The sequence below is a fragment of the Shigella sp. SIG6 genome (genome assembly GCF_053555815.1).
On the sequence record NZ_JBQZXC010000110.1, the window covers coordinates 1 to 11,971 of the forward strand.

The window sequence follows — 11,971 nt, forward strand, 5'->3', positions numbered from 1 at the left end:
GATTTGTTGCTGAATAAAACCTTTCTCCAGCATTACGCGGGTGAAAAGACCATCAAAAACCGCTTTCATTGTGCTATTACCTGCTCCCAAATTGCCTAACACAAGGGGATACATTTGCGATAAGGACAAAAGATCGCGATTATCTTTTCCTTCATTGAGATGCGGGTAATTCTCATTAATCAACAGTTCAATAAACGGATATTTTAATAGTTCGCCTGCGTAATTATCCCTGTCTAATAATAATGTAGCCACTTGTGGCGTTAAATTAAGCCAGGCAAAGAGTTTATGTTGAATAAAAAAGTGTTGGCATGATTTTAGTAATTCCAACTGCTCTGAAAATAATTGCCAATGTTGCTCCTCGGTAAGTTGCGCTATAACCCGACTCGTCGGGATACGAACCGTGCCATCTTCACTGGAGAAATGGGTAATTAACTCAACGCCGACAAGGAGTTGCTGGTTATCTCTTATCGGCAGGAAATAGCAATCAGAATGATAAAGATTCTCCAAAAAAATCTTCATGGTAACCGTCCCTCTCGAAGGATGTTTTTCAGTATCCGGCTAAAAGGGATGAGGCCATAAGACATAACAATTACAGAAGGAGTAACTTTCATTTGTTCCATGTTAACCACTTTTTCAGGGGGCCTTTTTTTAGATTATCCTGATTATAACCGAATAATCCATTTACGGAATTTTTGTCTGCAAAATACTACTGTATTCAGGAGTAAATTGACGGCGATGTATCATCGCCGTCAATTTTTCGACATACTAGATTCGTCTCGCCTGCCAGAAATTTTTCTGCCAATAGACATTATCAAGTGAGGAACGCATCACTCCCTTGCTGGTAGAGGCGTGGATAAATTGGTTGTTGGTATCGTAAATACCTACATGCAAACCATTTTGTCCGGAACCCGTTTTGAAAAAGACCAGGTCACCAGGCAGCAACTCGTCTTTATCAATTTGCGTGCCAATAGAGGCTTGTTGTTTGGTTTCACGGGGCAGATGCAAATCGAAACGATCGCGCATCGTCACAACCACAAATCCCGAACAGTCCACACCGCGCCGCGTCATGCCACCATAACGATACGGCGTGCCATGCCAGCTTTGTAGCTGGTCGTTCAAACCGGCAATAACGGTAATCGAATCAGAAAGTCTGGCATTTGGCGGCGGTGCTTTATGGTGGCTACACCCGGCCAGAAACAGTGCTGTGATCAAAATAAGGCAGAAACGCATTCCGTACGGTTCCTCTGTTTTTTATTCTTGCATTAATTTAGCGTCGTAATTACCCGATTTTCGGGATACTAATGAAATCAGATGGTCGAAATCAGCATTCTGTGACCTTCGATATCCAGACGGCGAAAATTCATCCCATAGGCCTGCGCCAGATTTGGCGGCGTGAGCACCTCTTCTCTGCGTCCACTGGCCAGCATTTTTCCACCTTTTAGCAACCACGCCCGATGCGCATGACACAACGTGTGGTTGAGATCGTGACTGCTCATCACAATCGCCAGTCCTTGCTGACACAGCGCGCTCAGAATTTTGTCTAACGCACTTTGTTGCGCAACATCAAGACTGTTCATCGGCTCATCAAGAAGCAGCAATTGGCCTGCGGGATTGGCTTGTGGTGTGATTTGCAACACCACCGCAGCAAGACGTACGCGTTGCCATTCACCGCCGGAAAGTTGATTGGTGCTACGACCGAGTTTGTCATCAAGAGCCAGCGCCCCTGCGACATCATTCAGTAGTTCGGTACGCGTTTTATCGTGCTGATGCAGTGTCAGGTAGTGCCAGACCGGCATTGCAAACGGCGGCGTCTGCTGTTGTGAAAGATAGGCGCGATGCAGCGCGAGTTTTGTTGCGGACCATGCTTCCAGTGGTTGCCCCGCGAACTGAATGCTTCCCTTACCGCTGGTCATTCCGGCCATTCGCGCCAGTAAGGTACTCTTACCCGCGCCATTCGGCCCCACCAGGTGCAGGATTTCCCCAGCCCGAACCTCGCCTGAAAGCGGCCCCAGGCGGGTAGATTCCGCAACATCCTGTAACTGCATCACAATAGACATTATTTTGCCAACGCCAGTTTAATGCTTTCCATCACAATGGGATCTTCCGGCGTCATATCCGGGGAAAAACGCTGGATGACTTTTCCGTCCCTGCCAACCAGGAATTTTTCAAAATTCCATAAAATATCATCCGGGTACAGCGGTGCACGGCCTTTGCTGACCATACGGGCATAGAATCCGCTCTCTTCCGGCGCGACTGCGGTCGGCGCTGCGGCAATCAATTTTTGATACAGCGGATGGCGTCCTTCGCCATTAACTTCAATCTTACTGAACATCGGGAACGTCACCCCCCATGTGGTGGTACAGTAAGTTTTAATCTCTTCATCGCTGCCCGGTTCTTGTTCCAGAAACTGGTTGCACGGGAATCCCAGCACCACAAAACCTCGATCGGCCCAGGCTTTTTGAATATTCTCCAACTGCTCATATTGCGGCGTTAAGCCACACTTTGAGGCGACATTGACAATTAACAGCACATTACCGGCGTACTTCTCCAGCGTGGTCACTTCACCGTCGATATCTTTCACTACGGTCGTCAGAATGGAATCTTGCATCGTTTCTCCTGGGTGTGGTCAGTAAAAATCTTAGCTTTTAATCATAGACCGTCTTTTTGCGGCTAACGTCCTGCTTTTAACAATAACCAGATAAACACCGGCGCACCCAACGTTGCGGTGACCACGCCAATAGGCAGCTCTGCGGCAGCTAATGCCAGGCGCGCTACAATATCGGCCAGCAGCAATGCGCTCGCCCCTGCCAGCGCGCAGCCGGGAAGTAATACGCGATGATCGGTTAAACCACACAACCGAAGAATATGTGGGATCACCAGACCAATAAAGCCGATAGCACCCGCCAGCGCCACACTGACGCCAACCATCCAGCCGGTCGCTGCCACCAGCACATTGCGCCAGAACCACAGGGGTAAACCCAGTTGCCGCGCCGAGATCTCGCCAAGTGCTAACATATTCATCGGCCTGGACTGACAACAGATCCACAACAACACGGGGATCAATGCCAGCATCAGCCAGCTTTGCCGCCAGTCTACGCCGCCAAAACCGCCCATCATCCAGTACATCAGCTGACGTAAATCAACAGAGGTGGAAAAGTAGATAGCCCACGTCATTAGTGCGCTGCAGATAATCCCTAATGCAACGCCAGCCAGCAATAACCGACTGGTCGAAAGATGACGACGGGCGAAACGTAAGAGTATTAAAGTGATGATAAGCGCGCCAGCAATCGCACACAGCCCTAGCGCCCAGTTGGGGAGTTGCCCTTGCCCAAGCAATACCGCGGCGATAAGCCCCACGCCTGCGCCGTTAGAGACGCCAAGTAGTCCAGGTTCTGCCAGAAGATTTTCAAACAACGCCTGCATTACAGCGCCGGATATAGCCAGCGCCGCACCAACCAGCAATACAGCCAGCGTACGTGGCAGGCGAATTTGCCAGACGAACAGTTCGCCACGAGGAGTAAACCAGTCACCTGGCGAAATCCATTGTTCACCGGCGCAAAGGCTTAAGAGAAGCGCCAGCAGCATCAAAACTGACAGGCATAATAACCAGCGAATATTTTGTCGCTGTTGTTGGCGGGCAAGTGTCAGCATGGTATCCGTTCTGCTGAAGTGTCATGGCGTTGATTTTACGGTGACTCTTCGACAGTGAAAAGAAAAAAGGCCGCATAGCGGCCTTTTTAGTTAGATCAGATTATTCGTCTTTGGGCGAAGCGTTTTCGACCCGGCTTTTTAACTTCTGCCCGGGTCTGAAGGTCACCACGCGCCGTGCTGTAATGGGAATATCCTCGCCCGTTTTCGGGTTACGTCCCGGGCGTTGATTCTTATCACGCAGATCGAAGTTACCAAAACCAGAGAGTTTCACCTGTTCGCCGTTTTCCAGAGCGCGACGGATCTCTTCGAAAAACAGTTCAACCAGTTCTTTGGCATCCCGCTTGCTAAGCCCAAGCTTATCAAACAGATATTCTGACATTTCAGCTTTTGTAAGCGCCATAGGTTCAATCCCTCAATGATGCCTGGAATCGCTCTTTTAATGCCTCTACACATTTGGCGACGGTAGCGGCAATCTCCTCTTCTTCGAGTGTACGGCTGGTATCTTGCAGGATCAGGCTTATGGCGAGGCTCTTATACCCCTCCGCAACACCCTTACCGCGGTACACGTCAAATAAGTTTACGCCAACTACCTGATTTACGCCAACTTTCTTACATTCGGATAAAATATCCGCTGCGGGAACGTTTTCTGCGACCACCACCGCGATGTCACGACGGTTCGCCGGGAAGCGAGAAATCTCGCGCGCCTGAGGCACCACGCGGTCTGCGAGCTTGTTCCACTCCAGTTCGAACACCAGAGTGCGACCGTTAAGATCCAGTTTACGTTCCAGTTCAGGATGAACAACTCCAACAAAACCAATACGTTCACCTTTCAGATAAATCGCTGCGGATTGCCCCGGATGCAGTGCCGGATTCGCTTCTGCACGGAACTCAACCTCATTCAGTTTACCGGTCAGGTCGAGAACGGATTCAAGGTCGCCTTTCAAATCATAGAAATCAACGGTCTCTTTTGCCAGGTTCCAGTGCTCTTCGTAACGGTTACCGCAAATCACACCGGCTAACATCAGATCCTGACGAATGCCCAACGGTGCCTGAGTATCTGGTACGAAACGCAGACCGCTTTCGAAAATGCGCACACGGTTCTGCTGACGGTTCTGGTTGTACACCACGGTTGCCAGCAGGCCGGTCCACAGAGAAAGACGCATTGCTGACATTTCAACAGAGATCGGGCTTGCCAGCAGTAAGGCTTCAACGCCTGGATGGATCATCTGCTGCACTTTCGGATCAACGAAGCTGTAGGTGATCACTTCCTGATAGCCTTTGTCGTTGAGCAGCGTTTTCACGCGCTTGAGCGACAGGTCAGCTTCACGGTGAGTACCCATAATCAGGCTTGCCTGTACCGGCTCATCCGGGATGTTGTTGTAGCCGTAAACACGCGCGACTTCTTCGACCAGATCTTCTTCAATCTCCATATCGAAACGCCAGCTCGGCGCAACTGCCTGCCATTCGTCTTTGCCTTCGGTCACTTCGCAGCCGAGACGACGCAGAATGTCAGTTACCTGCTCATCAGCAATATGATGGCCTATCAGGCGATCCAGTTTGCTACGACGTAGAGTGATGGTTGCACGCTTCGGCAGCGTTGCTTCGTTGGTGATATCAATTACCGGGCCAGCCTCACCACCGCAGATGTCGATCAGCAGACGGGTCGCACGTTCCATCGCTTTGTGCTGCAGTGCCGGATCAACGCCACGCTCATAACGGTGAGACGCATCAGTATGCAGGCCATGACGACGAGCACGACCGGTGATAGACAGCGGGCTGAAGAAAGCGCATTCCAGCAAGACGTTTTGCGTTTCGTCATTCACGCCAGAGTGTTCGCCACCAAAGATGCCGCCCATCGCCAGCGCCTTGTTGTGGTCGGCGATGACCAGAGTGTCAGCATTCAGCTTCGCTTCAGTGCCATCAAGCAGCACCAGCGTTTCGCCCTCTTTTGCCATCCGCACCACAATGCCGCCTTCAATGCGATCTTTATCGAAAGCGTGCATCGGCTGGCCCAGTTCGAGCAGTACATAGTTGGTGACGTCAACAACTGCATCGATAGAACGGATCCCGCAACGACGCAGTTTTTCTTTCATCCACAGCGGAGTTGGCGCTTTAACGTTAATGCCTTTTACCACACGGCCAAGATAGCGCGGGCAGGCTTCCGGCGCTTCGACTGTAATCGGCAACGTGTCGTCGATGGTCGCACCAACCGGAACGATTTCCGGTTCAACCAGCGGCAGCTGATTCAGCACGGCAACGTCACGCGCAACACCAATGATACCTAAGCAGTCGGCACGGTTTGGTGTCACGCTGATTTCGATGGTGTTATCATCGAGTTTCAGATATTCGCGGATGTCGGTGCCAATCGGCGCATCCGCAGGCAGTTCGATAATGCCACTGTGATCGTCAGAAATTCCCAGCTCAGAAAAGGAGCACAGCATCCCTTCAGACGGTTCGCCACGCAGTTTCGCCGCTTTAATTTTGAAATCACCCGGCAGAACAGCACCAATGGTAGCTACCGCCACACGCAGGCCCTGACGGCAGTTTGGCGCACCGCAGACGATGTCCAGCAGGCGATCGCCGCCGACATTCACTTTTGTCACACGCAGTTTGTCAGCGTTCGGATGCTGCGCACACTCAACCACTTCACCAACGACCACGCCGTGGAAGCTACCGGCAACCGGTTCTACACCGTCAACTTCCAGGCCCGCCATAGTGATTTGATTCGCCAGCGTATCGCTATCAATCGCCGGGTTCACCCATTCGCGTAACCACAGTTCACTGAATTTCATAATCTATTCCTGCCTTATTTAAACTGTTTGAGGAAACGCAGATCGTTTTCGAAGAATGAACGCAGGTCGGTGACGCCGTAACGCAACATAGTCAGACGCTCCATCCCCATCCCGAAGGCGAAACCAGAGTAAACTTCCGGGTCGATGCCAACGTTACGCAGCACGTTCGGATGCACCATCCCGCAGCCCAGCACTTCCAGCCATTTACCGTTTTTACCCATGACGTCAACTTCTGCAGAAGGCTCGGTAAACGGGAAGTAGGAAGGACGGAAGCGAATCTGCAAATCTTCCTCAAAGAAGTTACGCAGGAAGTCGTGCAGCGTGCCTTTCAGGTTGGTAAAGCTGATGTTGGTATCAACAATCAGACCTTCCATCTGATGGAACATCGGCGTGTGAATCTGGTCGTAGTCGTTACGATAAACACGGCCAGGCGCGATGATACGAATCGGTGGCTGCTGGGCTTTCATGGTGCGGATCTGTACGCCAGAGGTCTGGGTACGCAGCAGGCGGGTAGCGTCAAACCAGAAAGTGTCGTGGTCAGCGCGCGCCGGGTGGTGACCAGGAATGTTCAGAGCATCGAAGTTATGATAATCGTCTTCGATTTCCGGCCCGGTTGCCACGGTAAAGCCAAGCTCACCGAAGAAACTTTCGATACGGTCGATGGTACGGGTAACCGGATGCAGACCGCCGTTTTCAATGCGACGACCTGGCAGAGAGACATCAATCGTTTCCGCCGCCAGACGCGCATTCAGTGCAGCGCTTTCCAGTTCCGCTTTACGCGCATTCAGCGCCTGCTGAACCTGCTCTTTCGCTTCGTTGATAACCGCACCAGCTGCCGGACGCTCTTCTGGCGGCAGCTCACGCAGGGTCGTCATCTGAAGGGTTAAGTGCCCTTTTTTACCCAAATATTCGACGCGCACATTATCTAACGCGGCAACATCTGACGCCTGGCTAATGGCCGCCTTCGCACTGGCAACCAGTTCTGCGAGATGTGACATGGTTTTCCTCATTGTGTCAGTGGTGACACTGGTTCGTTGGACTTAGAGCCTATCCCATCAGGCTATTTTACTTGCCATTTTGGTCCCGGGCAGTGCTCGAAATCCTCACGTACTTAAGTACGCTCCGGTTTCTCCGCACTGGCCGTGTCCAGACTGGCTGCGACAATTACGCCTGATAGACTGGCTTTTTATTTTTCAAAACGCGCATACAAAAAAAGCCTCCACTGGGAGGCTTTCAGGCGCTGTTTTCCGTTTCTCTTCTCACGCGCTAGCCTCCTGGATTCAGGTGCTAAAGTAAAAAAAGAAGCGGAAAATAGCAGCATTCATTGCTTGCGTTACCTTTTGGTACTCTTCAAAAGACCTTTATTGAAAAGGCTACGGCGATAAAAGTCAATGTTTTGATGGCGTTGAAACGAAAAGAGGGAGACTAGCTCCCTCTTTCAACTGGCTTATGCCAGAGCTGCTTTCGCTTTTTCAACCAGAGCGGTGAACGCTACTTTGTCGAATACTGCGATATCAGCCAGGATCTTACGGTCGATTTCAACAGAGGCTTTTTTCAGGCCATTGATGAATTTGCTGTAAGAAATACCGTTCTGACGTGCTGCTGCGTTGATACGCGCAATCCACAGTTGACGGAACTGACGCTTACGTTGACGACGGTCACGGTAAGCATACTGACCAGCTTTGATAACAGCCTGGAAGGCAACGCGGTATACGCGAGAACGCGCACCGTAGTAGCCTTTAGCTTGTTTCAAAATTTTCTTGTGACGTGCGCGTGCAATAACACCACGTTTTACGCGAGCCATATGTGCTCTCCTGTATCTATATTCTAATTAAAAAGTTAAAAACGTTAACGGCTTATGCGTACGGCAGGCACGCGATTACCAGGCCCAGATCGCCTTTGGAAACCATGGCTTTCGGACGCAGGTGACGTTTACGTTTGGTCGCTTTTTTAGTCAGAATGTGACGCAGGTTAGCGTGCTTGTGCTTAAAACCCCCTTTACCGGTTTTTTTGAAGCGCTTAGCAGCACCGCGTACGGTCTTAATTTTTGGCATTTTAATAACTTCCACTTCGCATTGTTAATAAACGAAACAAAGGCGAACAATGCCTGTGAAGCCCAAAGGCTCCACAGACAGTGCTACTTGAAGGCCTTACTGTTTCTTCTTAGGAGCGAGCACCATGATCATCTGGCGGCCTTCGATCTTCGTTGGGAAGGATTCGACTACTGCCAGTTCTTGCAAATCGTCTTTCACGCGATTAAGCACTTCCATACCGATTTGCTGGTGCGCCATCTCACGACCGCGGAAACGCAGCGTGATTTTGGCTTTATCACCCTCTTCGAGAAAGCGAATCAGGCTGCGGAGTTTTACCTGATAGTCGCCTTCATCTGTACCAGGACGGAATTTAATTTCCTTAACCTGGATAACTTTTTGCTTTTTCTTCTGTTCCTTAGAAGACTTGCTCTTTTCATAGAGGAATTTGCCGTAATCCATTATACGACAAACCGGCGGCTCGGCGTTAGGGCTGATCTCGACTAAGTCTACTCCGGCTTCTTCTGCTTTCTCCAGAGCTTCTCTCAGACTCACAATACCAAGCTGCTCGCCTTCCAGACCTGTTAAGCGAACTTCCTGGGCGCGAATTTCGCCATTGATACGGTTAGGGCGCGCCATTTGAACTCGTTTTCCGCCTTTAATACCTTATTCCTCCAATTGTTTAAGACTGCGGCTGCGAATCTCTTGTTGCAGCTTCTCGATCACTTCATTTACGTCCATGCTTCCCAGGTCTTTACCACGGCGGGTGCGAACGGCAACTTTGCCTGATTCCACCTCTTTATCACCACAGACCAGCATATATGGGACGCGACGCAAAGTGTGCTCGCGGATTTTAAAGCCAATCTTCTCATTTCTCAAGTCTGCTTTAACACGAATGCCCGCATTTGATAGTTTTTGCGTCAATTCGTTAACGTATTCAGACTGTGAATCGGTAATATTCATGATAACAACCTGAACTGGCGCAAGCCAGGTCGGGAAGAAACCAGCGAATTCTTCGGTCAGGATACCGATGAAACGCTCCATCGACCCCAGAATTGCGCGGTGAATCATTACCGGTACCTTACGCTCGTTGTCTTCGCCCACATAGGAGGCGCTCAGACGAGACGGCAAGGAGAAGTCCAGCTGTACTGTACCGCACTGCCATGCACGATCGAGGCAGTCATACAGGGTAAATTCAATTTTCGGACCGTAGAAAGCGCCTTCACCCAGTTGATATTCAAACGGGATGTTGTTTTCTTCCAGCGCAACCGCCAGGTCCGCCTCAGCGCGATCCCACATTTCGTCGCTGCCAATACGCTTTTCAGGACGAGTGGAGAGTTTGACGACGATCTTCTCGAAGCCAAAAGTGCTGTACATATCATAGACTAAACGGATACATCCGTTAACTTCATCGCGAATTTGTTCTTCAGTACAGAAGATATGCGCGTCATCTTGGGTAAATCCACGCACGCGCATCAGGCCATGCAGCGAACCTGACGGCTCGTTACGGTGGCAGCTACCAAACTCGGCCATACGCAGCGGCAGATCGCGATAAGACTTCAGCCCCTGGTTGAAAATTTGTACGTGACCCGGGCAGTTCATCGGCTTAATGCAGTATTCACGGTTCTCAGAAGATGTGGTGAACATTGCATCTTTGTAGTTGTCCCAGTGACCGGTTTTTTCCCACAGGACACGGTCCATCATGAACGGACCTTTAACTTCCTGATACTGGTACTCTTTCAGTTTAGAACGAACAAACACTTCCAGTTCACGGAAGATGGTCCAGCCGTCGTTGTGCCAGAATACCATACCCGGCGCTTCTTCCTGCATATGGTACAGGTCGAGCTGTTTACCGATTTTACGGTGGTCGCGTTTCGCGGCTTCTTCCAGGCGCTGCAGGTAAGCGTTAAGTGCTTTTTTGTCTGCCCACGCCGTACCGTAAATACGTTGCAACATTTTGTTGTTGCTGTCGCCACGCCAGTAAGCCCCTGCCGTTTTCATTAGTTTGAAATGATGGCAGAAACGCATGTTCGGTACGTGCGGACCGCGGCACATATCGACATATTCTTCATGGAAGTACAGACCTGGCTTGTCATCATGGGCGATGTTTTCGTCAAGAATGGAGACTTTGTAGCTCTCCCCACGGTTGGCGAAAGTTTCACGCGCTTCGTGCCAGCTGACTTTCTTCTTAATGACGTCGTAGTTTTTCTCAGCAAGCTCATGCATCCGCTTCTCGAGTGCTTCGACATCTTCCTGGGTTAACGTGCGGTCAAGATCAACGTCGTAATAAAAACCGTTGTCAATAACCGGGCCGATTGCCATTTTGGTATGCGGCCAAAGTTGTTTAATCGCATGCCCTAACAGGTGCGCACAGGAGTGACGAATGATCTCCAGACCTTCTTCGTCTTTGGCGGTAATGATCGACAGTTGTGCGTCGTTTTCAATCAGATCGCAAGCATCAACCAGTTCGCCATTAACGCGCCCTGCGATACAGGCTTTCGCCAGACCTGGACCAATGTCCAGCGCAACATCCATGGGGCTTACAGCGTGGTCGTAATGGCGTTGGCTGCCATCAGGAAGAGTTATAACAGGCATTTTATATCCTTATTTGCAGTGGTGACCCACACGAAAGATCACATACAAAGAAAAATTTGTTTATTAACAGTTCATTGCGAAACCATCTAGCCAACAAATGCTAAATTGGTTCGCAATCAGGTACACAAATGAAAGACATTAACCTCTCACCTTCCACCCGGTTGAACGATGTTAACACTAAAAAAAGGGAGATTGTACCTTTCCGTTTCACATTGATTCGATTCGCAATTCGTTTGTAGTGAGTACACCAGCAAAACGCTTAAAGAACCACTGATAACATCACGGTGCGTCTGAAAGGTTTACTGCGAGCGGATTTACAGCAGCATAAACTGAATCCAGCAAAGTTCGTTGCGTGATTTGGCGGTAGTATTTTAAACGCTCATGAGATTAATGACGAAGTGGTCATATCACAATGATAAAAGTGACACAATTCTTATAACAATTTTTCGTGCACATTTCGTTCTGGCGATAATAATTAATCATCATCCTCAAAACCTCCAGATATATATAAGGCGAATAGATTATGAGTCAAAACGATATCATTATCAGAACTCATTATAAGTCTCCTCATAGATTGCACATCGATAGCGACATACCAACACCTTCATCAGAGCCTATTAATAAATTTGCGCGCCAGCTCATCACCCTACTTGATACCTCTGACTTAAGTTCGATGCTGTCATACTGTGTTACTCAGGAATTTACCGCAAACTGTCGAAAAATATCACAAAATTGTTATTCCACTGCCCTTTTTACCATTAACTTTGCCACTTCACCCATCCATGCAGAAAATATACTCATTACATTACACTATAAAAAAGAAATCATTTCCTTATTACTGGAAACCACGCCTATTAAAGCTAACCATTTGCGAAGCATACTGGATTATATTGAACAGGAACA

Annotated in this window: 13 protein-coding genes, 1 pseudogene and 1 other annotated feature; of the genes and pseudogenes, 1 reads left to right on the forward strand and 13 read right to left on the reverse strand. The window is 49.5% G+C overall.

All coding sequences use genetic code 11. The annotated features are described in order from the left end of the window. From ydiV to thrS, 13 genes are all read right to left on the reverse strand, one after another. On the reverse strand, positions 1-519 hold a 519-nt coding region (gene ydiV / locus ACUU1M_RS15645; RefSeq protein ID WP_042774495.1), incomplete at its 3' end, for an anti-FlhDC factor. Positions 520-765: 246 nt separating this feature from the next. After that, positions 766-1,230: an NlpC/P60 family protein gene (locus ACUU1M_RS15650; RefSeq protein WP_001209775.1), complete on the reverse strand. Its 465-nt coding sequence runs from the start codon at positions 1,228-1,230 to the stop codon at positions 766-768. Between the two features lie 77 nt (positions 1,231-1,307). Continuing rightward, positions 1,308-2,057, reverse strand: a complete 750-nt coding sequence (gene btuD / locus ACUU1M_RS15655) for a vitamin B12 ABC transporter ATP-binding protein BtuD (RefSeq protein WP_000029461.1) — start codon at positions 2,055-2,057, stop codon at positions 1,308-1,310. Continuing rightward, on the reverse strand, positions 2,057-2,608 hold the full coding sequence (btuE, locus tag ACUU1M_RS15660; protein WP_001154183.1) for a bifunctional thioredoxin/glutathione peroxidase: 552 nt from the start codon (positions 2,606-2,608) through the stop codon (positions 2,057-2,059). Before btuE ends, btuD begins: the two co-directional genes overlap by 1 nt. A gap of 62 nt (positions 2,609-2,670) precedes the next feature. Further along, entirely contained in the window at positions 2,671-3,651 is a 981-nt protein-coding gene (btuC, locus tag ACUU1M_RS15665) for a vitamin B12 ABC transporter permease BtuC (protein ID WP_000956522.1), read from the reverse strand. A gap of 100 nt (positions 3,652-3,751) precedes the next feature. Continuing rightward, positions 3,752-4,051: an integration host factor subunit alpha gene (gene ihfA, locus ACUU1M_RS15670; protein WP_001229265.1), complete on the reverse strand. Its 300-nt coding sequence runs from the start codon at positions 4,049-4,051 to the stop codon at positions 3,752-3,754. 4 nt (positions 4,052-4,055) lie between these two features. Continuing rightward, positions 4,056-6,443, reverse strand: coding sequence for a phenylalanine--tRNA ligase subunit beta (gene pheT / locus ACUU1M_RS15675; protein ID WP_000672415.1), 2,388 nt, complete (start codon positions 6,441-6,443; stop codon positions 4,056-4,058). A gap of 14 nt (positions 6,444-6,457) precedes the next feature. Beyond that, entirely contained in the window at positions 6,458-7,441 is a 984-nt protein-coding gene (gene pheS, locus ACUU1M_RS15680) for a phenylalanine--tRNA ligase subunit alpha (protein ID WP_000018587.1), read from the reverse strand. 208 nt (positions 7,442-7,649) lie between these two features. After that, positions 7,650-7,774 (reverse strand) — a sequence feature (Phe leader region). Further along, positions 7,724-7,768, reverse strand: coding sequence for a pheST operon leader peptide PheM (gene pheM, locus ACUU1M_RS15685; protein ID WP_001386830.1), 45 nt, complete (start codon positions 7,766-7,768; stop codon positions 7,724-7,726). Its footprint overlaps the feature before it by 45 nt. A 116-nt stretch (positions 7,775-7,890) precedes the next feature. Continuing rightward, positions 7,891-8,247 carry a 50S ribosomal protein L20 gene (rplT, locus tag ACUU1M_RS15690; protein ID WP_000124850.1) on the reverse strand — a complete coding sequence of 119 codons (357 nt, stop codon included), beginning with the start codon at positions 8,245-8,247 and terminating at the stop codon, positions 7,891-7,893. A 52-nt stretch (positions 8,248-8,299) separates the two neighbouring features. After that, entirely contained in the window at positions 8,300-8,497 is a 198-nt protein-coding gene (gene rpmI, locus ACUU1M_RS15695) for a 50S ribosomal protein L35 (RefSeq protein WP_001124225.1), read from the reverse strand. A gap of 96 nt (positions 8,498-8,593) precedes the next feature. Next, positions 8,594-9,136: a translation initiation factor IF-3 gene (gene infC, locus ACUU1M_RS15700; protein WP_024260761.1), complete on the reverse strand. Its 543-nt coding sequence runs from the start codon at positions 9,134-9,136 to the stop codon at positions 8,594-8,596. Positions 9,137-9,139: 3 nt separating this feature from the next. Continuing rightward, positions 9,140-11,068: a threonine--tRNA ligase gene (thrS, locus tag ACUU1M_RS15705; protein WP_001144202.1), complete on the reverse strand. Its 1,929-nt coding sequence runs from the start codon at positions 11,066-11,068 to the stop codon at positions 9,140-9,142. Positions 11,069-11,591: 523 nt separating this feature from the next. On the opposite strand from thrS, the pseudogene ACUU1M_RS15710 reads away from it, so the two are divergent. Next, a pseudogene (locus tag ACUU1M_RS15710) lies at positions 11,592-11,971 on the forward strand (hypothetical protein); the annotation flags it as partial.

Excerpts from the sequence above, each read along its gene's own strand:
- ACUU1M_RS15650 (WP_001209775.1), bottom strand. The coding sequence starts at position 1,230 with ATGCGTTTCTGCCTTATTTTGATCACAGCACTGTTTCTGGCCGGGTGT.
- btuD (WP_000029461.1), bottom strand. The coding sequence starts at position 2,057 with ATGTCTATTGTGATGCAGTTACAGGATGTTGCGGAATCTACCCGCCTG.
- btuE (WP_001154183.1), bottom strand. The coding sequence starts at position 2,608 with ATGCAAGATTCCATTCTGACGACCGTAGTGAAAGATATCGACGGTGAA.
- btuC (WP_000956522.1), bottom strand. The coding sequence starts at position 3,651 with ATGCTGACACTTGCCCGCCAACAACAGCGACAAAATATTCGCTGGTTA.
- ihfA (WP_001229265.1), bottom strand. The coding sequence starts at position 4,051 with ATGGCGCTTACAAAAGCTGAAATGTCAGAATATCTGTTTGATAAGCTT.
- pheT (WP_000672415.1), bottom strand. The coding sequence starts at position 6,443 with ATGAAATTCAGTGAACTGTGGTTACGCGAATGGGTGAACCCGGCGATT.
- pheS (WP_000018587.1), bottom strand. The coding sequence starts at position 7,441 with ATGTCACATCTCGCAGAACTGGTTGCCAGTGCGAAGGCGGCCATTAGC.
- rplT (WP_000124850.1), bottom strand. The coding sequence starts at position 8,247 with ATGGCTCGCGTAAAACGTGGTGTTATTGCACGCGCACGTCACAAGAAA.
- rpmI (WP_001124225.1), bottom strand. The coding sequence starts at position 8,497 with ATGCCAAAAATTAAGACCGTACGCGGTGCTGCTAAGCGCTTCAAAAAA.
- thrS (WP_001144202.1), bottom strand. The coding sequence starts at position 11,068 with ATGCCTGTTATAACTCTTCCTGATGGCAGCCAACGCCATTACGACCAC.